The 25782-nt window shown below is 43.6% G+C and carries 24 protein-coding genes and 1 tRNA gene; 15 read left to right on the top strand and 10 right to left on the bottom strand.

Annotated elements, in window-relative coordinates; genetic code table 11:
* Window positions 1-269: 269 nt before the first annotated feature.
* Complete coding sequence (locus tag HWQ43_RS13320; RefSeq protein ID WP_292734099.1) at window positions 270-2198, bottom strand: serine/threonine protein kinase; 1929 nt, start codon at window positions 2196-2198, stop codon at window positions 270-272.
* A 163-nt stretch (window positions 2199-2361) separates the two neighbouring features.
* On the opposite strand from HWQ43_RS13320, the gene HWQ43_RS13315 reads away from it, so the two are divergent.
* From HWQ43_RS13315 to HWQ43_RS13305, 3 genes are all read left to right on the top strand, one after another.
* A complete protein-coding gene (locus HWQ43_RS13315; RefSeq protein ID WP_292734096.1) occupies window positions 2362-2850 on the top strand; it encodes a hypothetical protein in 489 nt (162 codons plus the stop codon).
* 343 nt (window positions 2851-3193) lie between these two features.
* Window positions 3194-3472, top strand: a complete 279-nt coding sequence (locus tag HWQ43_RS13310) for a BrnT family toxin (protein WP_292734093.1) — start codon at window positions 3194-3196, stop codon at window positions 3470-3472.
* A gap of 207 nt (window positions 3473-3679) precedes the next feature.
* Window positions 3680-4675 (top strand): folate-binding protein, encoded by a 996-nt coding sequence (locus HWQ43_RS13305; RefSeq protein WP_292734091.1) that lies wholly within the window; start codon window positions 3680-3682, stop codon window positions 4673-4675.
* 5 nt (window positions 4676-4680) lie between these two features.
* On the opposite strand, the gene HWQ43_RS13300 is transcribed toward HWQ43_RS13305, so the two are convergent.
* The 4 genes from HWQ43_RS13300 to HWQ43_RS13285 all read right to left on the bottom strand — a co-directional run bounded on the left by HWQ43_RS13300 (window position 4681) and on the right by HWQ43_RS13285 (window position 8180).
* Window positions 4681-5622 (bottom strand): DUF5331 domain-containing protein, encoded by a 942-nt coding sequence (locus HWQ43_RS13300; RefSeq protein WP_292734088.1) that lies wholly within the window; start codon window positions 5620-5622, stop codon window positions 4681-4683.
* A gap of 48 nt (window positions 5623-5670) precedes the next feature.
* Window positions 5671-6009: a (2Fe-2S) ferredoxin domain-containing protein gene (locus HWQ43_RS13295; protein WP_292734086.1), complete on the bottom strand. Its 339-nt coding sequence runs from the start codon at window positions 6007-6009 to the stop codon at window positions 5671-5673.
* 88 nt (window positions 6010-6097) lie between these two features.
* The gene (locus tag HWQ43_RS13290; RefSeq protein ID WP_292734083.1) at window positions 6098-7072 is read right to left on the bottom strand and encodes a cysteine synthase A; all 975 of its coding nucleotides are present in this window, start codon (window positions 7070-7072) and stop codon (window positions 6098-6100) included.
* A 148-nt stretch (window positions 7073-7220) separates the two neighbouring features.
* Window positions 7221-8180, bottom strand: a complete 960-nt coding sequence (locus HWQ43_RS13285) for a hypothetical protein (protein WP_292734080.1) — start codon at window positions 8178-8180, stop codon at window positions 7221-7223.
* A 355-nt stretch (window positions 8181-8535) separates the two neighbouring features.
* Here HWQ43_RS13285 and mnmA point away from each other — a divergent pair, with 355 nt between their 5' ends.
* From mnmA to HWQ43_RS13270, 3 genes are all read left to right on the top strand, one after another.
* Window positions 8536-9600 carry a tRNA 2-thiouridine(34) synthase MnmA gene (gene mnmA, locus HWQ43_RS13280; RefSeq protein ID WP_292734077.1) on the top strand — a complete coding sequence of 355 codons (1065 nt, stop codon included), beginning with the start codon at window positions 8536-8538 and terminating at the stop codon, window positions 9598-9600.
* An 86-nt stretch (window positions 9601-9686) separates the two neighbouring features.
* Entirely contained in the window at window positions 9687-10031 is a 345-nt protein-coding gene (locus HWQ43_RS13275; protein ID WP_292734075.1) for a hypothetical protein, read from the top strand.
* The gene (locus tag HWQ43_RS13270; RefSeq protein WP_366932820.1) at window positions 10021-10422 is read left to right on the top strand and encodes a hypothetical protein; all 402 of its coding nucleotides are present in this window, start codon (window positions 10021-10023) and stop codon (window positions 10420-10422) included. Before HWQ43_RS13275 ends, HWQ43_RS13270 begins: the two co-directional genes overlap by 11 nt.
* 32 nt (window positions 10423-10454) lie before the next feature.
* On the opposite strand, the gene HWQ43_RS13265 is transcribed toward HWQ43_RS13270, so the two are convergent.
* Complete coding sequence (locus tag HWQ43_RS13265) at window positions 10455-11240, bottom strand: tetratricopeptide repeat protein (RefSeq protein ID WP_292734072.1); 786 nt, start codon at window positions 11238-11240, stop codon at window positions 10455-10457.
* Window positions 11241-11457: 217 nt separating this feature from the next.
* Here HWQ43_RS13265 and sat point away from each other — a divergent pair, with 217 nt between their 5' ends.
* Both sat and HWQ43_RS13255 read left to right on the top strand, forming a co-directional pair.
* Window positions 11458-12636, top strand: coding sequence for a sulfate adenylyltransferase (gene sat, locus HWQ43_RS13260; protein WP_292734069.1), 1179 nt, complete (start codon window positions 11458-11460; stop codon window positions 12634-12636).
* Between the two features lie 189 nt (window positions 12637-12825).
* Window positions 12826-14994, top strand: coding sequence for a caspase family protein (locus tag HWQ43_RS13255; RefSeq protein WP_292734066.1), 2169 nt, complete (start codon window positions 12826-12828; stop codon window positions 14992-14994).
* Between the two features lie 14 nt (window positions 14995-15008).
* On the opposite strand, the gene hisC is transcribed toward HWQ43_RS13255, so the two are convergent.
* On the bottom strand, window positions 15009-16058 hold the full coding sequence (gene hisC, locus HWQ43_RS13250; RefSeq protein WP_292734063.1) for a histidinol-phosphate transaminase: 1050 nt from the start codon (window positions 16056-16058) through the stop codon (window positions 15009-15011).
* Window positions 16059-16166: 108 nt separating this feature from the next.
* Between hisC and HWQ43_RS13245 the strand changes: the two genes are divergently transcribed.
* A complete protein-coding gene (locus HWQ43_RS13245; protein ID WP_292734061.1) occupies window positions 16167-16931 on the top strand; it encodes a methyltransferase domain-containing protein in 765 nt (254 codons plus the stop codon).
* Between the two features lie 41 nt (window positions 16932-16972).
* Here HWQ43_RS13245 and HWQ43_RS13240 read toward each other — a convergent pair.
* Together HWQ43_RS13240 and HWQ43_RS13230 are read right to left on the bottom strand one after the other, a co-directional pair.
* Window positions 16973-17044: transfer RNA gene (locus HWQ43_RS13240), tRNA-Val, on the bottom strand.
* A 339-nt stretch (window positions 17045-17383) separates the two neighbouring features.
* Complete coding sequence (locus tag HWQ43_RS13230; RefSeq protein ID WP_292734058.1) at window positions 17384-17869, bottom strand: DUF1499 domain-containing protein; 486 nt, start codon at window positions 17867-17869, stop codon at window positions 17384-17386.
* 196 nt (window positions 17870-18065) lie between these two features.
* On the opposite strand from HWQ43_RS13230, the gene HWQ43_RS13225 reads away from it, so the two are divergent.
* From HWQ43_RS13225 to opcA, 6 genes are all read left to right on the top strand, one after another.
* Window positions 18066-18197, top strand: coding sequence for a hypothetical protein (locus tag HWQ43_RS13225; RefSeq protein ID WP_292734055.1), 132 nt, complete (start codon window positions 18066-18068; stop codon window positions 18195-18197).
* Entirely contained in the window at window positions 18194-18457 is a 264-nt protein-coding gene (locus tag HWQ43_RS13220) for a hypothetical protein (protein WP_099102250.1), read from the top strand. Before HWQ43_RS13225 ends, HWQ43_RS13220 begins: the two co-directional genes overlap by 4 nt.
* Window positions 18458-18781: 324 nt before the next feature.
* Window positions 18782-19831, top strand: a complete 1050-nt coding sequence (fbp, locus tag HWQ43_RS13215; RefSeq protein ID WP_094347243.1) for a class 1 fructose-bisphosphatase — start codon at window positions 18782-18784, stop codon at window positions 19829-19831.
* Window positions 19832-20116: 285 nt separating this feature from the next.
* Complete coding sequence (tal, locus tag HWQ43_RS13210; protein WP_292734048.1) at window positions 20117-21262, top strand: transaldolase; 1146 nt, start codon at window positions 20117-20119, stop codon at window positions 21260-21262.
* A gap of 170 nt (window positions 21263-21432) precedes the next feature.
* Complete coding sequence (gene zwf / locus HWQ43_RS13205) at window positions 21433-22962, top strand: glucose-6-phosphate dehydrogenase (RefSeq protein WP_292734107.1); 1530 nt, start codon at window positions 21433-21435, stop codon at window positions 22960-22962.
* A gap of 169 nt (window positions 22963-23131) precedes the next feature.
* Window positions 23132-24508 carry a glucose-6-phosphate dehydrogenase assembly protein OpcA gene (gene opcA, locus HWQ43_RS13200; protein WP_292734046.1) on the top strand — a complete coding sequence of 459 codons (1377 nt, stop codon included), beginning with the start codon at window positions 23132-23134 and terminating at the stop codon, window positions 24506-24508.
* 459 nt (window positions 24509-24967) lie between these two features.
* Here opcA and HWQ43_RS13195 read toward each other — a convergent pair whose 3' ends face one another.
* Window positions 24968-25603, bottom strand: coding sequence for a glutathione S-transferase (locus tag HWQ43_RS13195; protein WP_292734043.1), 636 nt, complete (start codon window positions 25601-25603; stop codon window positions 24968-24970).
* Window positions 25604-25782 lie beyond the last annotated feature (179 nt).

Here is a 25782-nt window from a genome sequence, read left to right as displayed (position 1 = left end):
TTGGAGTAGTTATGCCCGGACTGGATACCGGAATTCGCTACTCAACGAATCGCACCAATCCCCTCCCCTTGCTAAGGGCGAGGGGAAGTTTTAGCTTTAGACAAAACTGGGGTGGAGTGACGCGGATAGTGATGGTAAGCGAATAGACTTAATACCAGGTGATTATAGGGCTTTCACGTTAAGTTGACACCAATGGGTGGCAGCCCTCCTTTATTCATTCCCAGTCAGAATAACCTAGAAACGAGGAAAACTGTGTTTACTGATAACTGTTAAAGACTGCTTTTAGGAGTTTCTGTGGTATTGGGACTCTTTGTGGTTTCAGGTTGGTTAGTATCAGGAATTTTCTGTTGGGTATTTTTCTGATTACCTTGATTTTCTAACTGAGTTAGTGCCTGTTTTGCCAGATTTTCGGCTGCTTGTTTAAATAATGGTTCTATTCTGTTTCGCCAGTATTTAGTATTAGGCAATTTTTCTGGATGGTTTCTATAATCTAAAACTTTATCCCATTTACCATCATCTATTGCTTTATTAATCTCATTAGATAATACCTCTGCCTTGGCCCAATCTTCCTGCCACTGGGCAATCATTTTGCCTGTTTCTTGGATACCAGAAGCAGCATTTGCCGGAACCGATCTTAAAAGTGCGATCGCTCCAATTATATCCCCTGAATCATACTTCTTTTTTGCTTGTTCTACAATATTGGCACTGTTATCATTAGGCTGCGATCGTTCTGATTTCCCAGCATCGTCAGTTGACGCCTTCGGCTTTTCTGGTAATGGACTTACTACATCCCTAGATTTTGGTTTTGGCTGGGGAATTGTTCGAGTCGCAATCAAGCTACTATCATCTACAATCCTAGTTGCAATGCCCTTTTCACGTAAGCAAGAACCCCATTCTTGATTATTAGTTATCACGGTCGGGTGTGCCCAAGCCAAACGACCAGATTTAAGTTTAACTTCTATCCAACCTGCTTTTGTTCGCTTGCCAGTCACCTCGAAATTGGTGTTATTAGCAACAGTTTGCACAATATTATCAGAATTTATCGAACTAGGTTCAGAACGGATATTAGAATTTCCGACAACAACAGCCGAGCATTTGTTTACTAGAACCGTATCCTTACCTGTAAGATTTAAAGCTAAATTTTTCACATTTGGATATACGTTTGCTACCAAGGCAGCCGCACCACCCGCCAGTAATATGCCAACTAATATCGGCCAGGGGTCGGATTTACTAGAGTCTTTACGCGCAGGTTTGGCGGGGATAGGATTTGCTGGTGCAAATGCAATAGTTTGCAGCCGAGATACTTGAGGCTGGGATTTGGCTGCTTGGTAACTAGAATTTTTGGCGGCTTCTTGAGGTGTGGACAGTGCAGGTACTGGATTAATCGCCTCTTTACACGCTTGCAGTGCTTCCGTGGCGTTTTGGTAGCGGTCTTTGAAGTGATAACGCACCATCTTGGACAACACTGCCGCCAGTCGATGGTTCACGGTTACTGAATGCCGCCAGATAATTTCTCCTGTTTCCGGGTCTTCTTGCAATTCTGTTGGGTGTAATCCTGTTAATGCTTGAATGGCGATGATGCCAAGGGAATAGATATCGCTGTTGGGACGAGGTTTACCTTGCCCTTGTTCTGTAGGCATATAGCCAGGAGTGCCAATAACCACTGTCGCAGAGGCTTGTCCGCCGACTGTTACCAGTTGTGTACGCAGTTGTTTCACTGCCCCAAAGTCTACTAAAACTAACTTATTATCTGAGGCGCGACGGATGATATTATCCGGTTTGATATCGCGGTGAATCACGCCTTGGCGATGGACAAATTCAAGAATTTCCAGAACTTCCTGCAATAGTTGAACTACTTGGCTTTCACTCCAGCGCTTACCAGGTATAAGTTCCTCAGCTAAGGTATGTCCTTCAATATATTCTTGTACTAAATAAAACTCATGGTTTTCGTCAAAATACGCTAGCAACCTGGGTATTTGGTCATGGTTGCCCAATTTTTCTAAAGTCTCGGCTTCGCTGCTGAACAGACGTTTAGCAGTATCAAAAACTCTGGAGTCAGTTCCGGGTTTGAGGTGCTTGACAACGCAGATGGGATTGCCGGGCCGCCTAGTATCTTGGGCAATGTACGTTTGACCAAATCCTCCCATCGCGAGGACTCGAATTACTTGGTAACGATGGTCTAGTAGCTTGCCTATCATATTCCCTCCCCAGAGTTATTACCTAATTTTCCAGCTGGTAATAAATATCTCCAAATTTTCTTCAATGAAATCCGCTATCTTGAGAAAAGATTTAGATTAAAAACGCAGCTTTTTAATAAACGCAGACTGTTTATTTTTCTTTTAGTGCCCCTGTTTATTACCAATGCCACCTAAAATAACAAATCCAGTTGCATGGCAGCAGGCTGAAATCCTCATGCAACCTGCTTTTATTCGAGTTATCGATAATATCCGCAAGCAGCTTGATGAATCTTCCTGGACGGGGACTTACCACGATGTCCTGATTTGGCCGCCTAGCACCACTGATGAAATCAAAGCATTGGTGACTGAGCTATTGCAAGCAATGGAAACTGCAACACCTGAAGAAGCAGATGAAATCAGAGGAACTCTCGCTCGTCTGCCGATGCCCCATCCAGGATATCATTTACGTTTGCAGCGTCAACAGCAAGAAGCGAGTATCGATTTGTGGGAACTGTGTTATGAAGTGTGTTTTCTTGAATACACCCCACAAAAGGAATCTGCTGATATTGATACTAGTTTAATCGATGAATTCGGTGAAGTGGATTGGCTGCGTTTGGATGCTAAGTCAAAGGAGTTGGTTGAGCAGGCGTTTGCTAAATTGCCAGAAGGGTAATAAAACTAGGTACGTAGGTGTAGCCCGTCGTAGACATCGCTCTCTCATTATCCCAACAGAACTTTCTAATCAACAGGTTGATGGCGTTGTGGCGATTACTGAGCAGATATTGGGTTTAAAAAGGGCTTTTTGGTGAGAGTTTCTGATGGTCACGTCACTCGATTTTAGATTTTGGATTTGCGTTAGCGACGTAGGAGCGTCTTTTAGATTAGCCTCTTATTTAAATAAGAGGCTTGAACAACGAGTTTTTTTCTTTTTTTTCTCCATGAATGGAGAGGCTTGAAACCCTTTAATCTTGATAAAATATTACGAAGAGCGCTTAGTCTAAAAACAAAATTTATAGATGGATATTGTTTATCGTCTACAAGGTATTGAATTTGAATGGGATGAAAATAAAGCACAAAGCAACATCGAAAAAGATGGCATTAAATTTGAAGAAGCTACAGAGGTATTCTTTGATCCCTTTTACCAAGTTGGTGATGCTACTGCTAATAATCAACAGGGTGATTTCATCTTAGGCTATTCTCTTTCTCAACGCTTATTGCTCGTAGTTTATCTAGAACGCAGTAGGCGAACACGCATAATTTCCGCCCGTCCACCGGATTGTTTACGTAGTAAGTGATGACCGAGTTGAGTTTATTCAGGCGCGATCGCCATAATGGTATCGCTAACTTCATCATTCAATAATCTAATCTTGAAAAAGAGCGTAGGCGCAGCCCGCTCTAGGCATCACCTCGCCCCTTTCACGCCTACGCTATTGAAGCCGCAAACGCTTATTTGCTAAGATTTCCAGTGCGACAACATTGAAACAGGGCAACTTCTCATCACCATGCCAACATCTACACTTGACGATAAAGACGCAGCAGCTATCCAAGCCGCCAGAGTTGGGGTTGCTATATGCGATCGCACCGCCTGGGGACGTATCAAAGTAGCTGGCGACGATCGCCTCAATTTCTTACACAACCAAAGTACTAACAATTTCCAAATACTCAAGCCAGGACAAGGTTGTGATACAGTTTTTGTCACTTCCACAGCCAGAACAATCGATTTAGTAACCGCCTACGTTAGAGAAGATGCGGTAATCTTGCTGGTTTCACCCAACCGTCGCCAATATCTTATGGAATGGCTGGATAAATATATTTTCTATGCAGATAAGGTGGAATTATCTGATATTACCCAATACACCAACACCTTCAGCCTGATTGGGCCAGGAAGCGACGCTATTTTAGAAAAGTTGGGTATTAGCGAACTCATCGGCCAACCTTACGGTAATCACCAAGTATACACGCTCGCTCCGGCTGAGGGCGTGCGAATTGCTGTGGGTAGCGGGTTAGCTGCGCCTGGATACACCTTCACTTTTCCCTATACTGACAAAGAAACAGTATGGAACAAATTGTTAGAAGTTGGGGCGGTAGAAATGAGCGATCGCGCTTGGGATGCTTTGCGAATTTTACAAGGCCGCCCCGCCCCAGATGCGGAACTCACAGATGATTACAATCCTCTAGAAGTGGGTTTGTGGCAAACAATTTCTTTTACTAAAGGTTGCTATATTGGGCAAGAAACTATTGCTCGGTTAAACACATATAAAGGTGTAAAACAACACCTGCTTGGTATTCGCCTCAGTGCCCCTGTGGAAGTTGGAAGTGCGATCGCAGTTGGAGATGAAAAGGTCGGCAAACTTACTAGCTACACAGAAACAGCTGATGGTTACTTTGGACTAGGTTACATTCGCACTAAAGCTGGTGGCGTAGGCTTAAAAGTCAAAGTGGGAGAAACTGAGGGTGAAATAGTAGAAATCCCCTTTGTTTCTCACGATTACCCGTAAGTAGTTCAAATCAAAATATCTTTCTCTTTATCCCTAGCACCGTAACAAAATTCATCTACCCAAGAAGCTATACTACGGGCATTTGTAGTTGGTAAATTCACTTTGCTTTTAACCTCTTGTGGTTGAATATTCGGTTCTTTGCCGTTGCTTTTAACCTCAGTAGTAATTGCTAGCGATCGCACTGGTTTGCCATTACTGTTAATCTCAGTGGTAATTGCCAGCAATGCGCCTACAGGAATACGGTTAGATGGCGCGTTGCTTTTAACTTCATTAGCTAATGCCGCAGATGGCATCGTTTTGGCTTTGGTGTTAGCCTCAGCAGTCATTGTCAGCGAAGTTCCTGAAGGGAGGCGTTCAAGGGGCGATATCTGACGATAAGCTGCAAAGCCGCTACTTAGTGGTTGATGTTCGCTTATAAAACCGGAGGCTGGCGTTTTTACTGGAGTATCTGGAGCAATTTTAGTGGCGAATGCAACTACCAACTCAGGTTTGGGTGTATGAACGACCTCAGTGGTACCTATAAATGATGGCACAAGTCGCTCGGCGTGTGGCAAGTTGGAGTCTAGAGTTTTGGTAAGAGAATTAGACGCAATCTTGGTAAGATGTTTATCCTCAGAATATTTCTCATCTAGCGGCTCGTTTTCAGCTTGGCTGGTAGCTAGAGAATGGTCTGATTTGATTAAACGTAACTCTTCATCGGGATTGAAGTTAAGACCTAAAGCTGCGACTATTTTATCTGGATCATTATTTAGCTCCAGCATAAAAGAAAGTATTTCATCAAACTGGGGTTCCAAAACAGACAGTGTTGCCAAAATAAAACCGGACAAAGGACGGCGCAGACCATCGTAAGTCGCCCAAATTCGCATTTTGACCAGCCAGGAAATATTTTGCTTGTAGTAAATAAGCCACTTTTGTTTTAAGGATTGACGCAGCTGCTGGATATTCATTGGATGCCTCACTTCAGTCAACAAGATTGCAGACCTTGATATTTTTAATTAGCTTGATTTCTGGGGATGAAACCGATAATAGAGCATCTGTTTGACTCTTTGATCACCTAGCAAATGATTTTCTATCAGTAGAGATACTTCATCAGGGTGAACGCCGCTATACCAGACCATATCGGGTAATATCAGCACCATCGGACCATTGCCACATTGTCCTAAACAGCTGCTAGCCGTTATAGTTACACCAGGGATTGGCAAAGCGGTAAAAGCGGCTAAAACCTTAGCTGCACCTTGATTTTTACAAGTACGATTTTGACAGACTCGCACACATTTAGGAGCAAAGTTTCGATCTATTTTTGAGAAGTCTGATGGTTGAGTGGTGTTGGTCATTTGTCCTTTGTCATTTGTCATTTGCCAAAAGTTCAGAAGTCGGAAGCCAATGACTAATGACTAATGACTAATGACTAATGACCAATGACTAATCTATTGAAAGTCCTTTTGAGGCTAGCCATTCCGGGTTGAATATCCGCGACTGATACCGGGAACCACTATCACACAAGATTGTGACAATGGTATGTCCTGGTCCCAATTGCTTCGCTAAGGCAACAGCTGCCCCAACATTAATACCTGTTGAGCCGCCCATTAACAACCCATCTTTCCTCAGTAGTTGGTAAACTACTCGCAAAGCTTCTTGGTCATCGATTTGGATGGCATCATCAGCAGGTGCGCCTTCCATATTGGCTGTGACACGACCGTTACCAATGCCTTCAGTGATGGAATTTCCTTCTATCTTGATTTCGCCAGTTTTGACATAGCTATAAAGTCCACTACCCAGCGGATCGGCTACAACACATTTAATTGCTGGATTTTGTTCTTTTAAGTACAATGCTACACCAGCATAAGTACCACCAGTACCAGTTGCAGTTGTCCATGCATCTATTTTACCATCTGTCTGCGTCCAAATTTCCGGCCCTGTGGTTTCGTAGTGCGCGAGGCGGTTGGCTAAATTATCAAACTGATTTGCCCAAATAGCATTTTCCAACTCAGCAGCTACTCTACCAGATAGCTTGACGTAGTTGTTGGGGTCTTTGTAGGGTACGGCGGGGACGGGACGAACTTCTGCTCCTAATGCTGTCAGTGCGTCTATCTTTTCTTGTGACTGAGTATCGGGAATAATAATTAGGCATTTGTAGCCTTTGGCGTTGCAAATATGTGCAAGTCCAATGCCAGTATTACCAGCGGTTCCTTCTACAACAGTACCACCAGGTTTAAGTAGACCTTTCTTTTCTGCATCTTCGATGATGTAAAGTGCGGCGCGATCTTTGACGGAACCCCCAGGATTGAGAAATTCTGCTTTCGCAAGGATTTCACACCCTGTTTCTTCGCTAAAACTGTTTAAGCGAATTAAAGGGGTATTGCCAACAGCGCCAACGAAGCCATTCTTTATATCCATTTTGACTGTAGTTGTGTGAGTCTCTATAAAAATTTTGGCTTATAGCTGTAGCATGATTTACAACTGATTTGCCTAAAATTCTATGATACTGACATTGGAGGGCTTGCCGTTGATGTACTTCCTATCTCACTCCTAACTCCCCATTTATTCACTTTCCGTAGTAAACTCTGGCATTACTGTATCCGAGCTTTCGCATATACCTGTTCCATTCCTCAGCTTGGAATCGATTGGAGAAAGGCCCGACTGCTACGTGTGGTCCCCGTGGTTGCGTCCTTTCGAGGACTCCGCCAGATCGTGCTAAATCTTGTGTCAATCCGTTTAGATTCTGCCTAACTTGTGCTGCGATCGCAGGTAACTGTTCGGAAGTGGTGGGAATGGCGACATAATATCTAGAGGCTTGCCTATTAGCATTTATATTATTGCGATCGTCTCTATAGTTGCCATTGTCTGCATTTATTTCCTGTCCGTTACCAAAGCTGATAATTCGGGCGTTATATATGCCTCGTGACTGTAGCTCATTCACCCGTTGTTGGGCGTTGGTTACTCTGTTAAAAACTCCTGACTGAATTACAGTTCGGCCCTGGATCTGGCGAATGTAAGCACTGGGTTCAATCTGACGTATGGCTTGTAGTGTCTGGAAATCACTACCATCAACGTAAACTAAATAGCGCTCAAAGTTCTGGTTATATTGACTAAACTGTGAACGTTGAGAGGGCTGAAAATTTTGCTCAAATCGATTGTTCGGTAATGGTTGAGCAGGCTGAAAATTCTGCTCCAATTGATTGTTCGGTAATGGTTGAGCAGGCTGAAAATTCTGCTCCAATTGATTGTTCGGTAATGGTTGAGCAGGCTGAAAATTCTGCTCCAATTGATTGTTCGGTAATGGTTGGATAGGCTGAAAGTTCACTTCCGATTGATTGAAGTTCTCTGCTTGAATTGGTTGTAACTGCGGTGATGGCTGTTGACCAAAGGGAATTGGCAGTGGCGGTAAAATCTCGCCAGTTTCTTGAGCCAGTAGCACGTTGCTGTTGGAAATTTGTGCTTGTGCTGGCGTAAAGTCGGGAATCAGTACTAACCATCCTCCCACTAACAAAAATAGAAGTCTCATAGTGGGCTTCCAACCCTCAAAACTTCCGCGCAGCATCGGAAATGGGATAAATTGACTTGATATTCCTCTCGACATAATAGTTAGAAAGTAGTCACAGTATTTTTAGGTAATTTCCACCAGAAACTAATTAGTTCACCGTTGTAGCAACTATATAGCGTTAACGTAAAGTTAGCTCATCTGCGTGGCAATAAATACATCTGTAATTAATCTTAGATGAAAGAGTGAATAGCAATATCTAGGATGGGCTAGGACGACGCTAATTCAGCGACTTTAAAACTGAAGCGCTTTAGTAGCAAGGCTTTGAACAGTATGTGCTACAATTGGACAACCACGCAGCTATCTTGTCGTGCTTTGTATGAAAAAAGTCGTCGTTGGTCTTTCTGGTGGCGTTGACAGTTCCACCGCCGCAGCTATCCTGCACCATCAGGGCTATGAAGTGATTGGTTTGACTCTTTGGCTAATGAAAGGCAAAGGTCAATGTTGCTCTGAAGGTATGATCGACGCGGCTGAACTCTGTGAACAACTGGGCGTTCCCCATCAGGTTGTGGATATTCGGGATCTCTTTCAGACGCATATTGTCGATTACCTGGTGACTGGTTACAGTGCTGGGATTACACCTTTGCCTTGCTCCCAGTGCAATAAAACGGTGAAGTTTGGGCCAATGGTGCAGTATGCTCGTGAAGAATTGGGATGCGATCGCATTGCCACTGGTCATTATGCCCGAATTAGCTATGACGAAGCAACTGGACGTTACCAATTATTAAGGGCTGTTGACCGCAACAAAGACCAGTCATACTTTCTCTATGATTTGTCTCAAGATTTACTTGCAGCAACTATATTTCCTTTGGGCGAACTAGAAAAAACTGACACGCGCCGGATTGCGACTGAATACGGACTGAAAACTGCTGATAAGCCAGAAAGTCAAGACTTATGCTTAGTGGAAAGTAACGGTTCCATGCGAGCATTTTTGGATAAATATTTAGCTCCCAAAACAGGCGATATTGTCGATGCGACGGGTAAAATTTTGGGACAGCATGATGGTGTCCATCACTACACCATTGGCCAGCGCAAAGGCTTAGGAATTGCTGCTGCCGAACCGTTGTATGTGATTGAATTAGATGCGGAAAATAATAAAGTAGTAGTAGGCGATCGCACTGATCGCACTAAGGTAACTCAGCCAGAATGCACTGTAAATCGGGTAAACTGGGTTTCCATTGCTGAACCATCTACTCCAATTCATGCCGAAGTGCAAATTCGCTATCGTTCAACGGCTACACCAGTGACGGTGATTCCGTTGGAAAACTCCCGTGTGCGTTTGGTGTTTGATGAACCCCAAATCAGCATCACCCCTGGACAAGCGGCGGTTTGGTACGACGGGGAAAAAGTATTAGGTGGCGGAATTATTGAGCAGTTTAGTTAATAATAACTCTTACCCTGTTTTGGCATAAACTAAAACCACCCTGTCCTGACAAACGAGGAAGGGTGGTTTTAGTTTTCAATGGATATATGTCGAAAGAACCTATCTCTGACGAGTTTTTGATAGAGTTATTAAAAAGCTATACCTCGGCAGAGGCGGCAGAGATTCAACAGTACATAAGTGAGTGGGATGCTGCTACCTATACCAGTGTTGCCCAAAGTATTTTAGACCATGCTAATAGAAAAGGAATTGACCCATTAAAGTATCTACGCAAAGCTCATAACTTTAATAAAAAAGGAGCGATTAGAGTTCCGAAAACTGGATATCGTAGAGATAGTTCAGCTGTATACCGTAAAGGCAATGAATATCTGATTGTCAGACTTGACCAATATGGTACTGAAAAGATAGTTACTTATGGAGTCAATGATGACTAAAGCAATTTTAAATCAGCAAGAATTGATTAAGAAAAATATTATTCAATTATTAGCACAGTTGACTAATACTTATCAAAATACACGCGGCGAACGACAAGAAATTTCTATTCAGTTTCCAACAGAAGATGAAGAGTTTTCACTTTTAGAAGAACTTGAACTTTTAACAGTAAATCTCAGAGGGTATGCAAGTCAAATTCAAAGCACAGGTCAAATTGTCAATCAAGCCCAGACAATTGAGCAATTACAAGCTATGCGAGTTTTAAATATACCTCAGATTGCGAGTTTTTATTTTGGCAGTAATGGCAATTATGAACAGATAAAGAGTTATATTAGAACGTTAGATTACTTGCGGTTACTACTGTTGGAGTATTTGCAGCTTCAAAAACTGTAGCACTAGAATAGCGATCGCTTTTTATCTCCAATTTAAGCTTTTTTATAGTGTTCTAGCGCTTTTGTGTATTGTCCCATCTGACGATAAATACATCCTATATTATTCAGCGAATAAGCTTGACCTGATAAATGATTATTTTCTATCTGGATATTAAGACTTTGATGATGTAGCTCTAATGCTTTTGTATACTGGCTTAATTCATTGTAAATTTGTCCTATATTGTTAAGAACAGATGCTTCACCATTTCGATGATTTTGACTCCTGTAAATTTTTAGTGCCTCTTGATATTTTTCTAAAGCTTTTTGAGGCTTTCCAAGCCTTTCATAAATTAAACCAGTATTACTGAGAGTAGCACCTTCATTAGATAGATGGCCTACTTCTCTACTAATTATTAAGGAGTGATTATAGTACTGTAGCGCTTCTGAATATTGTCCTAATAAGGAATACACTGCCCCAATACCACAGAGTGTTTTTCCTTCCATTTTGCGATCCATGACTTCAAGATGAAGAGAAAGCGCTTTTTGATAGTTATCTAAAGCATTTGAATATTGTCCAATACTACGATAGGCACCCCCAATATTACTAAAAGTAGTACCTTCATTTTTTAAATCTTTAATTCTTTGAAAATAAGATAAAGCTTGACTGAACTGTTTTAATGCATCATGATAAAGTCCTTGGTTATATAAGTCAAGTCCCTGATTTAAATGTCTTACTCCGTCTGCTTGATATTCTTGTTTTATTAAAAATTTAACGAATCGATGGATTGCTCTTAATGGTCTAAGTAAAGCTGAACCTAGCACACGTAAGTAAGATAGCACTTGCAACCTCCAAAGGTTAGTTCTTGATTTCAAACTTATTTTTCCCAATTATTAGTCTGGAGTTGCAGGAAACTGAAAGCAGTTCTTATGTCAGGTAAATATTGTGGTAGGTTGAAATGACACTATTTTTCCAACTATTTTTTCTCTACGTACCAGCATTTTGATAAGTTAGTACATAATCTGAAACAATAACAGTTAATACAAAGAGGGGATTACGTTGAGTCAAAATCCAGATGCCATAGCCCCCCACGGTGGACAGTTGGTTAACCGTATCGCCACACCAGAACAAAGAGCAGAGTTTCTCTCAAAAGCTGACTTTTTGCCGCGAGTGCAACTTGACGATCGCGCCGTTTCGGATCTAGAAATGATTGCGATCGGTGCTTTTAGTCCGCTGACGGGTTTTATGAACCAAGAAGACTACGATCGCACTGTGACAGAAATGCGATTAGCTAACGGTCTTGTGTGGTCAATCCCGATTACACTATCGGTAAGCGAAGAAGTGGCTTCCCCGTTGCTAGAAGGCAGCTTAATCCGTCTGGATAACTCCAGAGGCGAATTTATCGGAGTTTTGCAACTCACGCAAAAATATCACTACGACAAAACCCGCGAAGCAATCAAAGTCTATCGCACTGATGATGTAAAACATCCCGGCGTGCAGGTACTCTATAACCAAGGTACTGTACATCTGGGGGGTGATATTTGGTTGTTGCAACGCGAACCTCATCCCCAGTTTCCCACTTATCAAATCGATCCAGCCGCCTCACGGCAACTATTTAAAGACAAGGGTTGGAAAACCATCGTCGGCTTTCAAACTCGCAACCCCATCCACCGCGCCCATGAATATATTCAAAAGTGCGCTTTAGAAATCGTTGATGGTTTATTTTTGCACCCATTAGTCGGGGCGACTAAAGAAGATGATATCGCCGCTGACGTGCGGATGCGCTGTTATGAAATTTTGCTGGAACATTACTACCCCTTAGACAGAGTAAGTTTAGCAATCAATCCAGCCGCAATGCGTTATGCTGGGCCTCGTGAAGCTATATTCCATGCTTTAGTCCGCAAAAACTACGGCTGTACTCACTTTATCGTTGGACGGGATCATGCTGGTGTCGGTGACTATTACGGCACTTACGACGCTCAATATATCTTTGATGAATTTGAACCAAGTGAATTAGGCATTGTGCCGATGAAATTTGAACACGCTTTTTACTGCACGCGCACTAAGCAGATGGCAACATCTAAAACCAGTCCCAGCAGGCCAGAAGAACGCATTCACCTATCAGGGACAAAAGTTAGGGAAATGCTACGGCGCGGTGAGTTACCTCCACCAGAATTTTCTCGTCCAGAGGTAGCAGCAGAGTTAGCACGGGCAATGCGGATAGAAGTACCAGCTTAGGACATGGGGCAAAACAGTTCTAAGTGCTGAGTGCTGAGTGAAGAGTTAGGAGTTAGGAGTTAGGAGTTAGGAAGAATTTTCCCCCTACCCCCTGCTCCCTGCCCCTCCGCTCCCACGTTTTTGTAACTTTACAATACAGAGTTCAGCCCTGTAAGCTGCTAACTGATAGCTGAGGGCTGATAGCTAATTATGAAACGTCGCGCGTTTTTAGAGAGAATTGGCTCAATACTCGCGGTATTGGGGATAACTGAAGCTGAGTGGTTGTCTTTGGGAAATCGCTATTACCAGGCTTTGGCACAACCCAGTCCGCGCAAGTTGGCATTGTTGATAGGTATTAACCAATACCCAAAAATTCCAGCCCTCAGTGGTTGTCTGACGGATGTGGAACTACAAAGAGAACTTTTGATTCATCGCTTTGGTTTCCAAGGGTCAGATATTTTAACCTTAACTGAGGAACAAGCTAGTAGAGAATTCATTGAGGCGGCTTTTTTGGATCATCTAGGTAAGCAAGCTAAACTTGGTGATGTGGTCGTCTTTCACTTTAGCGGTTATGGCAGTCGCGTAAAATTGGATACATCAGCAGAGACAATGCAAAATGCTCTGGTGCCAGCTAATGCCAGTTCCAAATCACAAGATGAAAAAATAGTCAACTATATATTAGAAGAAACTGTACTGCTATTATTGCGATCGCTCCCTACAGATCGAGTCACAGCAGTATTAGATACTAGCTATTATGTGCCAACCCCAGTATTAGGATTAAAAGTTCGTGCCCTTCAGGAATCAGTAGAGGCAAAGCTAGCAGCAGAAGAACTCGACTTTCTCCAACAACTCAAAACTCAAAAGTTACCCAGCACACCGATTGTCTTAGCAGCTACCTCAAATTCCAAACAGTCGGCGAGGGAAGAACTCTTTTCTGGTTTTAGTGCCGGGTTATTTACCTACGCCTTGACGCAGTATTTGTGGGAATTCACCCCAACTACCAGAATTCAAGTCGCACTCTCCTATATGGAAAATTCTCTATCCAAATTGGGAAGTAAACAGCAACCAAGGAATCTGGAAAACCTCTCTCCAAACCTCTCTCCTCTTAGGAGAGAGGCTTTGAATTCTCCCCCTTCCCTTGTAGGGAAGGGGGCTGGGGGGTTAGGTTTGCCAGACAGTATCATTGGTGCAGAAGGCGCGGTGACAGCGATTGAAGAAGACGGCAAAACAGTCCAGCTATGGTTAGCAGGATTACCGCCACAAGTGCTGCTATACTACGGAGTTAATTCTCGATTTACCTTAGCAACAACAACAGAAGAATTAGTATTGCGATCGCGGACTGGATTAACAGCAAAAGCGCAAATTTTCCAAATTGAAGGTGCAAATTCCCTACAAGTCGGGCAACTTGTCCAAGAAGCAGTCCGAGTTTTAACCCGAAATATCCATTTAATAATTGCTTTGGATACTGGATTGGAAAGAATTGAGCGGGTAGACGCCACAAGTGCGTTCGCTGCCTTTCCCCATGTCTCCACCGTAGTCGCAGGAGAAAAACCAGCTGATTATTTATTTGCCAAACTACAGGAAATTCCCAGTCGTTATGGTCTATTTTCTCTTGGTGGCGAGGTAATTCTCAATACCACTGGAGAAGTAGGAGAAGCAGTGAAATTAACAGTGCAAAGGTTAGCACCAAAATTATCAACTCTGCTTGCAGCCAAGTTATGGCGACTTACAGAAAATCAAGGTTCTTCCCGCTTGGCTCTCAAGGTTACTTTAGAAATAATTAGTGGTATATCACCACAGGTAGTGATGCAGCGTGAAACAATACGAACTTTAAAACCTGAAACTTCGAAAAAAAAATCACTCCCCACTCCGATTGTCCCTATCGGTAGTCGAATGCAATATCGGGTAGAAAACCAGAGCGATCGCCCAGTATATTTAATCTTGCTGGGATTAAATAATAATCATACAGCGATCGCCTTCTACTCTTGGGAAACCCCCCAAGAACCAAAGGCGGCAGACACCAAACCCTTGCTTAAAGAAGTCGTCATCGCGCCAGGTGAAACCCTCACCCTACCCCAAACTAATACTGCCTCGGAATGGGTGATTTCGGGGCCAGCTTCTGAGTGCGAACACCAACTGATTTTTAGTACAGCCCCCTTTAACGGAACTCTCGCCGCCTTAAACACTGCCAAGTATTCCACAGCCGAAGAAGGGCCAATTGGCCCATTGTTGAATTCCTTAGACGTTGTACAAGCCTTGCTACAAGACTTACATAACGCTAGTGCCCTCAAAACGGAGATGAACGGCACAACAGCCGATTCACATAGCTTGGATGTGAATAATTGGGCAAGTCTTAGCTTTAGTTTTCAAGTGTTGTAAGTCAGTGTGAATCATTAAAGGTTTGTAGTTAGTGCTTCTACTAAAGCCTGATTTTGCTCATCTGTCCCAACAGTGATACGTAATTTATCATCTAGTCCAGGCTGCTTGAAATAGCGGATTAAAATTCCCTGTTCCTTGAGTTTTTGATAAAGGTATTCTGCGTTTCCTTTTTTTGGCTGTGCCAGCAAAAAGTTAGCTTGGGAATCCCAGACATGAAAACCTAATTGTTTCAAGTCTGTTGCTAACTTAGTCCGTGATGCTTTAATCTTGGCTACACAAGCATTTTTATAAGCTTGGTCAGTGATAGCAGCTGCACCAATTGCACAAGCGATCGCATCGATGTTATAGCTATCTTTAACCTTAAACAATCCCTGCAAAAGTTTAGGATTCGCCACCCCAAAGCCCAACCGTAATCCTGCCAACGAGTACCCCTTAGATAGTGTCCGAAGCACAATGACGTTTTCGTATTCCTTAACCAAAGCCAATGCATTCTCTTCGGTAAAATCTATGTATGCTTCATCAATCACTAAAACTCCAGATAACTGGCTGGCTAATTTTCGCAAATCATTTGTTGCCACCACATGCCCTGATGGACTATTGGGCGACGCAATAAATGTTACCGCCCCATTGGCAGCAACTAATTCGTCCTTTGGTAAACTGTAGTCTTTGCTGTAGGGAATCTCAATAATTTCCGCCGCTTGCATTTCTGTTAAGGTGCGATATAGCACGTAAGTAGGCATCGGATAAACTACCTTTTTCCCAGGTTCAGCACAGGCTCGAATTACCACACTCAACAATTCGTCACTGCCATTTCCGACAATTATCCAATCACTAGGAATTCCTAAAACTTTACTTGCAGCTTGCCGGAACTCCCCCCCGAAAGGTTCTGGATACCGCCGCAACCACTCACCATCAATATTCCGTAGCACAGCTAATGCCGCAGGCGAAGGAGGATAGGGGTTCTCATTGCTGTTAAGTTTAATAATTTGTGTACCGCGTTGAGGCTGCTCACCGGGAATATAGCTAGCCATTGCATCAACATTAGAGCGAAAGTAGTTGGTCATAGGGACATGGTAAATTGGGTGCGATGTCTACGATAGTTACTGAGCGGCTGGTGAGCGGAGTCGAATGCCATACCACTTTATAAATTACGAATTACGAATTATAAAAATATGCCAGATAAATGGAATCCAGAACTATACGAACGATTTCAAGCTGAAAGAAGCCGTCCATTCTACGACTTGGTAGACATGGTACATCGGCAAGAAAACTTACGAGTTATTGATTTAGGGTGTGGAACCGGAAAATTAACGAAATATCTGCATGAAACCTTAGCAGCAGAGGAGACTTTAGGGATAGATGCTTCTGAGAAAATGCTGGAAAAGGCGCGTCAGTTTGAAGGCAATGGACTACGGTTTGAGCAAAGACGGATTGAGGAAAACCCAGGAGATGGGGAGTTTGATGTGGTTTTTTCTAATGCGGCATTGCAGTGGTTGACGGGACATGAGGTTTTATTTGAGAAATTGCGGGCAAAACTGCGGCCTGGTGGACAGCTCGCTGTACAAATACCAGCGATGGATAGTGAGCCAGTGCATCAGATAGCAGTTGAAACTGCACAGGAATTCAGTCAAGAATTAAGAGGATATGTGCGGCGTTTAGAGGTACTTCCCCCAGAAACATACGCCAGAATCTTTTATAAGTTGGGATTTGTCAAGCAGGAAGTCAAGCTTCAAATTTATGGACATGTGTTGCCCTCACGAGAAGCCGTGATAGATTGGTATCGTGGGACATTGCTAACAGCTTATGAGTCCCAACTAAATGCTCAAACCTATGAGCGATTTGTGGAACGCTATCAGCAGAAGTTATTCGAGTTGCTAGAGGATGAGCGCCCGTTCTTTTTCCCCTACAAGCGCATCTTAATGTGGGGGCGTATTTAAGAAACCGAAGCTAATTAGCTGAAAACTTTTCTGTGTATAAGTGGGCGATACTGGATTTGAACCAGTGACCCCATCCGTGTGAAGGATGTGCGCTACCCCTGTGCTAATCGCCCAAGAGCTTTTATATTACCATAATTTACTAAATAGCAACGTAAGTTGAAATGTCAAAGGCTTAGTTGTTGCGCCTACGCAATTGAAGTTATTCTTCATCATTGCCGTATGTCACACAAGGACTGTCAATTATGAGTGCTGGCTCAAATGAATTGCAGAAAATAACGGTAGAACAATTAACCTCAACTTCGTCAGGGTGAATGCACGTTATCGCTTCTTCTACTAAGGCATGGAAAGCACAATCATTGCAGATAGTCTGACATTTGTTCACTAAGTATAAATTTTTAAATGGTATTGCGATCGCACCTCAATCAGTTAAATCAGAACAAGTAGCGCCAAAATCAAATATTTAAATCGCGTAGAGCCAGACGAATTTGCTCGGCTCGTCTGCGGTTGACACCAAGATCAGATTCTCCCACGCGCGAAGCCGAGCGCAGATGAATTACTGACTCATTAGGAGGTAAATAAAATTCTACATCATCAACAAATTGGAAGATGCGGCTTTTAGAAAGAGCGTGGATGTAATTATCTGTTTGTTCTACAATTTCTGTACGGGGAACAACACTGATAACTTTTAGTAAGATTTCTCTAGCTGCATTACGGTCTACATGATAAGCAATCGGGTCGATAGCGTGTTTTTCATCTGCGTTTTGGCTGACAACACAGTTGTCTGAAGCCGGACAAGAACTCAGATGACCATTATCAATTCCCAAGCTAGAAGCAGCCCAAGTAGCCCCAGGAAGTATTAAACTACTAATCAAAGTTAAGAGTATTGCAAAAATACTCCGCAAGAATCGCTGCCGGAACGCTGTTAGCAAACGGGACATAATAAATTTACTCCTTTTGTTCGGTTATTTCGGGTGAGTACTGCGAATTGCTGGTTCGCTCTACAGATTATCATCTATCCAGCCAGACTCTGAGTTTGGACAATCCCAATGTAGCCGCGCCGACCAGTCCCTTGTGCCATTATTCCTGCCAATAACGGAATCAAGCCAAAAAAGTGACCAATAATTCAGATTTCCATTGACTACGAACCCAAAATCATTAGCAGGGGTTGCGACTGCATTCCCTGGTGATTCCAGCTTTGACTCGGAAGAATTGGCTGGTATCGGCTTTGTTGTGGCCAATGTTAGAAAGTTTGATGGTTGTAGATGAATATAGGAATAATCCAGCCTTACAGTAACGGGTTTTTAGAAGTTGTACCAGAGAGCGATTATTGGCAGATTGCAGCTATACACATCAATGGTCAAGCCTACTGCCCTACTCCTCAGCTTTATCGTTCAGAAAAAGTGGCATTAGCAAAAGCAACACAAATTTATGATTGGATAGCTGACCACGAACACCAAATCAGTGATGAGGCTTACTACTGCTCTGAATTGAAACTCATTATCTGGCAGCAACCAAAAGTATCTTAGTTAACTAGGCAGATTGCTTGCCTTGGGCAAATCTGATAGTAGTTTCGTATTAATGTTTCAGAATAAGGCTATAGTCCCTGCCGCAAATGTGGGGATTTTAGTTTGTTGATAGGATGTGTAGCCATACCCACGCGCTTCAGAAAGTCATGTTAAGTCGAAGTAGCTAGGTTCTGGGTGCAGGGGTAACTGAAGATTCATTTCTTTAGTTTATCTAAAGTCGCATCTAAGTTATCAAATTACCTTTCTAAGATAGAAGCAGCAACTATAAGTTGCTATAGATGACTAAAACCCAATTAACAGCTAGTGGCTGCGGAGAACATAAAAATGACTAAAGCGCCAGAATCTTTAGACTTATCTGCCTACGATGCTACAGACAGAGCCTTAGATCGTGACTGTACAACCTTATCCCGTCACGTCCTCCAACAACTTCAGAGTTTTTCGCCAGATGCACAGGATTTGAGTGCGCTGATGAATCGCATCGCCCTAGCCGGGAAACTGGTTGCTCGTCGCATGAGTCGCGCTGGTTTAATGGAAGGTGTTCTTGGATTTACTGGCGAAGTTAATGTCCAAGGCGAATCCGTCAAAAAGATGGATGTCTATGCCAATGATGTATTTATCTCAGTGTTTAAGCAAAGCGGCTTAGTCTGTCGCCTCGCGTCTGAGGAAATGGAAAATCCTTACTACATCCCGGAAAATTGCCCCATTGGGCGCTATACCCTACTGTATGACCCAATTGATGGCTCATCCAATACTGATAATAATCTCAGCTTGGGTTCCATTTTCGCCATTCGCCAACAAGAAGGAACTGATAGCGATGGTAAGGCAACTGACCTGCTCACCAACGGACGTAAGCAACTCGCTGCCGGATACATCCTGTATGGGCCTTGCACAATGCTGGTTTATACTATAGGTAAGGGGGTTCATTCCTTTGTTCTCGATCCCAGCTTAGGAGAGTTTATTCTTACAGAAGAAAATATTCGCATTCCTAACCACGGTTCTGTTTACAGCGTGAATGAGGGTAACTTTTGGCAGTGGGAAGAATCGATTCGAGAATACATTCGCTACGTTCATCGCACAGAAGGCTACAGCGCTCGTTATAGCGGCGCAATGGTGAGCGACATCCATAGAATTTTGGTTCAAGGCGGCGTGTTTCTCTACCCAGGCACAATTCAAAACCCTGAAGGAAAATTACGCTTGCTTTATGAAACTGCTCCTCTCGCCTTTTTAATTGAGCAAGCAGGTGGCCGTGCTACTACAGGACTGGTAAATATCTTGGATGTGGTGCCAAAAAAACTGCATCAGCGCACGCCTTTAATTATTGGCAGCAAAGAGGATGTCGCCAAGGTGGAGTCTTTTATTCAAAACGGACACTAGAAGACAATTCGTAATTACTGTTACGTAAGGGTTTTAGACGTTTTATAAGAGTGAATTATGTCCTCAGTGCTGTACTCTCATCTGCCATTAATTAAACGTTAATCATGGTGATTTAAGATTGGGAATGCAAAATAGGGCTTTTTGAAGATCAATTAAGGATTATCTCAGCTGGCCGATGCAATAAGTGATTGGCAACGCCACAATTCAAAAGTAACCATCAATATTTGATGCGTTTTGCCAAATTTACTTAGAAACATCACTATACAGGAGTGAAATAAACTAGCTATGTCTACCAATCATCTACTAGAAATTAACCAATACGGTCAAAGTATCTGGATGGATAATTTGACCCGTGACATTATTCAATCAGGTGAACTCAAAGACATGGTTGAAAATCAAGGTATATCTGGGATTACTTCTAACCCAGCTATCTTTGAAAAAGCGATCGCTGGTAACGTTATTTATGATGCCGATATCGAAGCCGGAGTTCGGGCTGGCCTACCCATAGACAAAATTTACGAATCCCTAGTTTTTGCAGATATCCGTAATGCGTGTGATATTTTACGCCCTGTTTATGAAGCCTCGAATAGACTAGATGGTTATGTGAGTATTGAAGTACCGCCAACCATTGCCCATGATACCGAAGCAACAATAGCCGAAGCCCGCCGCTATTTCCAAGAAATTGGTCGGGAAAATCTGATGATTAAAATTCCTGGTACAGAACCTGGTTTGCCAGCAGTGGAACAGGTAATAGCCGAAGGGATGAATGTTAATATTACGCTGCTGTTTTCTGTAGAAAGCTATATAAACACAGCAATGGCTTATATTCGGGGCTTAGAAAAACGGCTGGCTGAAGGTAAGGACATCAGTAAAATTGCTTCAGTCGCTAGCTTCTTCCTCAGCCGGATCGATAGCAACATTGACGGCAAGATTGATGCTAAGTTGAAAAAAGGCGTTGATGATATTTCCGTGGAAGCAAAGCTAAGAGCTGTGAAAGGGAAAGTAGCGATCGCTAACGCTAAGATTGCGTATCAAGAATACAAGAAAATCATTAGAAGCGAGCGTTGGCAAGAGTTGGCAGCAAAAGGGGCTACAGTACAACGGCTACTTTGGGCTAGCACCAGCACCAAAGACCCCAACTACAGAGATGTGATGTATATCGAAGAGTTGATTGGCCATGATACCGTCAACACCGTACCACCAGCGACGATTAAAGCTTGTGCCGATCATTGTAACGTAAGCGATCGCTTAGAAACTGATGTAGACAAAGCTTACACGCTGATCGAAAACCTCAAAGATCCCGACATCAACATCGATCTCGATAACGTAATGGATGAACTGTTAGTCGATGGTATTGACAAGTTTATCCAGCCCTTCCAGTCCTTGATGAACTCTTTAGAAGGCAAGATCAAGGTATTGTCACCAGTGTAGGGACTGGGTATTGGGGACAAGGGGACAAGGGAAGAGGGACAAGGGGACGAGGAGAACAAGGGGACAAGGAAAATAACCCATGCCCCATGCCCCATGCCCCATGCCCAATGCCCAATGCCCCATGCCCAATGCCCAATCTCAAAATCCAAAACCCAAAATCCAAAATTGTTATGGTTAGTCTGCTAGAAAATCCCTTGCGCGTTGGTCTGCAACAACAAGGGATGCCCGAACCCCAGATTATAGTCATTTTTGGCGCTTCTGGCGATCTCACCTGGCGCAAACTAGTGCCAGCACTTTACAAATTGCGGCGAGAACGGCGTATTCCCCCAGAAACGACAATTGTCGGTGTGGCACGTCGAGAATGGAGCCATGAGTACTTCCGCGAACAAATGCAAAAGGGCATGGAAGAAGCCCATCCTGATGTCGATTTAGGGGAACTCTGGCAAGACTTCTCTCAAGGTCTGTTTTACAGTCCTGGGGATATAGACAACCCCGAAGGCTACCAGAAACTGAAAAACTTATTGAGCGAATTAGACGAAAAACGGGGCACGCGAGGTAATCGCATGTTCTACCTCTCGGTTGCCCCCTCATTCTTTCCTGAAGCGATTAAGCAGTTAGGAAGCGCCGGGATGCTAGAAGATGCCTACAAACATCGTCTAGTAGTTGAAAAACCCTTTGGTCGAGACTTGGCTTCTGCCCAGAGTCTCAACCAAGTGGTACAAAAATTTTGTAAAGAAAACCAAGTATACCGCATTGACCACTACTTGGGTAAAGAAACAGTCCAAAATTTGCTGGTGTTTCGCTTTGCCAATGCGATTTTTGAACCGTTGTGGAATCGTCAATTTGTTGACCACGTGCAAATTACCGTGGCAGAAACCGTGGGAGTGGAAGACCGGGCTGGTTACTATGAAAGCGCCGGCGCACTACGGGATATGTTGCAAAACCATTTAATGCAACTTTACTGTCTAACGGCAATGGAAGCACCCAACGCAATGGATGCCGACAGCATCCGCACAGAAAAAGTGAAGGTACTCCAAGCTACTCGTTTAGCTGATGTTCACAATCTGTCGCGGTCAGCAGTACGCGGTCAGTATAGTGCTGGCTGGATGAAAGGTCAAGCAGTGCCAGGGTATCGGACAGAACCAGGCGTTGCTCCCAACTCCACCACACCGACCTATGTCGCCATGAAGTTTTTGGTAGATAACTGGCGGTGGAAAGGTGTTCCTTTCTACTTGCGTACCGGGAAGCGGATGCCGAAAAAAGTCAGCGAGATTGCCATTCACTTCCGCGAAGTTCCATCTCGGATGTTCCAATCTGCTGCCCAACAGACAAACGCCAATATTTTGACAATGCGGATTCAGCCGAATGAAGGTATTTCCCTGCGTTTTGATGTGAAAATGCCGGGGGCAGAATTCCGTACTCGTTCCGTTGACATGGACTTTAGTTATGGTTCCTTTGGCATCCAAGCCACATCTGATGCCTACGATCGCTTATTCCTTGATTGTATGATGGGCGATCAAACATTGTTCACCCGCGCGGATGAAGTAGAAGCCGCTTGGCAGGTAGTAACGCCAGCCCTTTCCGTTTGGGATGCACCCGCCGACGCCAATACTATTCCCCAATATGAAGCTGGAACCTGGGAACCAACAGAAGCAGAATTCTTAATTAACCAGGATGGCCGTCGCTGGCGCAGACTTTAGAAAGTTAGAAGTGATGAGTTAATAGTTAGGAGTAATAAATTATGAGTTTTTGAGTTAATAATTTCAGTTATTCTAACTTTTAACTCCTAACTCCTAACTTTTAACTCCTAACTTCTAACTTTTAACTCCTAACTGATTCACCAAACAAAGCTGACAACTTAAAACTACTATGGCTCCCCAAGCTTCTACAATTTATTCACTTCAGACGCCAAAAGATATTTCGCTTAACGAAATAGAAGCGGAACTTAATCAAATTTGGCAAAGTTACGGCATTACTGGCGAGGACGGTGGGCTTCCTGCTGCCACTCGCGCCACAACATTTACCTTAGTGGTTTACGAACCCGAAGAAACCCAGTATCTTTTGGCTACTTTGGGATTTTACAACGGCCCGCTTGACGGGATTTTAGGGCCTCAGATGGTAGCTGCCTTGCGGCAAGTGCAGAGAAAACATGCACTACCAGATACTGGAACAGCAACACCTGAAACCCTGGCTATCTTGAGAGAAGAATTCATCAAACGTCAAGGAAACAGCGCTGCGGGAGACAATGCTTCTATTGAACTTCCTAGCTTAAATGCCCCAAGCCCTAGAATTGCTGATGAAATCGCCCTCCGCAACCCTTGCCGGATCATCGCGCTATTTCCCATTACTGGCGAAGATCAAGGGGTGAAAGCTCAAGTTTCTGCCTATTGCCCGATCCAAAAGCAATCGTCAAGCACACTAATTTGCTGCGAATACATCACTATCAGCGGTACTGCTGCTGCCTTAGAACGCATCGGTGGTATGATTCCAGCATTGTTGATTGGTGGCTTACCAAAGTTTCTCTGGTGGAAAGCAACACCAGACCCCAATAACAGTCTATTCAAGCGGTTGGCAGCCGTCTGCAATAATGTGATTGTAGATTCTTGCCGCTTTAACGAGCCAGAAAGTGACTTACTCCGCCTCCAAGAATTGGTGGACAGTGGGGTTCCCCTGGCTGACCTCAACTGGCGTCGCCTCTCAGCATGGGAGGAATTGACAGCTGAAGCTTACGACTCACCTCATCGTCGGGCTGCCCTTCGGGAAGTTGACCGAGTAACTATTGATTACGAAAAAGGCAACCCCGCACAAGCATTACTGTTTTTAGGTTGGTTGGCAAGTCGTCTAGAATGGCAGCCTATTTCCTATAAAAAGGAAACCGGAGATTATGACATCACTCGCATTAACTTTATTGCCCAAGACCAACGGGAAATAGAAACCGAATTAGCGGGCGTTCCCCTTGCTGATGTGGGTGATATTGCTGGCGACTTGATTGCTTTGCGCCTCAGTTCGACCAATCCGAAGGCAGACTGTGGTACAGTAATTTGCTCGGAAACTGGTGGTTGTATGCGGATGGAAACCCACGGCGGCGCTCAATCTGCTGGTCTATTTCAACAGGTGACTTCACTTTCAGAACAAAAGGCGGAAGCTTTGCTGAGTCAGCAGGTACAACGCTGGGGTCGTGAGTCACTTTTTGAAGAAAGTCTAGGGATTACAGCGAATATTTTCAAGTTGACAACAAATAGTTAGTTGCGCCTGGAAACAATAAAAGTTACCAAAATTGCCGAAATCAAACACAAACTCTTCAGATTTTTGGATATTTCAATCATCTGGAGGGTTTTTCTATTTTCCTTGGAGGCAAGAGACGCGATGAATCGCCGTCTCTACAAGAATCAATCCTTTGTATATACGGCGATTTATCGCGTCTTTGGGGATCAATAATTTTCATCAAAAAACTTTAACCGAACCGTATTGCATTAACATAGCAAGTCGATGCATTGGCATAGCAGGTCGATGCATTGGCATAGCAGGTCGATGCATTGGCATAACAGGTCGATGCATTGGCATAGCAGGTCGATGCATTAACATAGCAGGTCGATGTATTAGCATTACAGGTCAAGACGTGGACAGCTTTAGAAGACTTTTGTGTACACCGTAGCCTTGCTTAAGAGAAGAATTTAGGGTGAGGTTTCGATTCATCCCAGAAGTCTATTGAAAGGATATGTCGTATTTGCCTCCACGCTCAAGAGCGGTTTTGTAAGCAGGTCGTCCATGAATGCGCTCGACAAATTCTTTGAGCTTTGGTCGGTTTTTGACCTCTTCGGGGAGTGCAGCGACTACTTCCAGAGGAAAGCTCATTTGGATATCGGCGGCGGTAAATTCATTGCCTGCAAACCACGTATTTTTACGGAGTTCGTCTTCTATGTAGTCAAAGTGAAGTTTGATTTGGGGCGCGACGAATCCGCTAACTACACTGCTGTCGCCTGCCCCGAAATTGTTCAATACCAGCCGCATTACCAGTGGTGGCATTGCCGAACCTTCGGCGTAATGCAGCCAATACTTATAGCGCAGATGCTCTGGCGTACCGGATGCCGGGACTAGCCGACCATTACCATAGCGATCAACTAAGTATTCGATAATTGCACCCGACTCAGCGATTGTCAAGTCTGCATCTGTGATTACTGGTGACTTGCCGAGGGGATGGACTTGGCGCAGCGACTCAGGTGCCATCATCGTCTTGGGATCGCGTTCATAGAATTTAATCTCGTATTCGATACCTAATTCTTCAAGCAGCCACAGCACACGCTGCGATCGCGAGTTGTTAAGATGATGCACAGTTATCATAAAACGTTCCTTTTTTGGTAGCTTATTGCTATCTGACTTTCAGCTAATTTCCAACTATACTATTAGACTTTTTCAGCCTAACTCCCCTAATTGGCTGGTTTTCTTGTTTCTAATTGGTATAAGTTTGAGTTAGTTGGTTTGATAAACCCGTGTATCTGCTTTTGCAAAAAGCGACGATG

This window comes from Nostoc sp. JL31 (genome assembly GCF_017114965.1).
Taxonomy (GTDB): domain Bacteria; phylum Cyanobacteriota; class Cyanobacteriia; order Cyanobacteriales; family Nostocaceae; genus Nostoc; species Nostoc punctiforme_A.
This window is presented reverse-complemented; position numbering and strand designations above follow the sequence as displayed.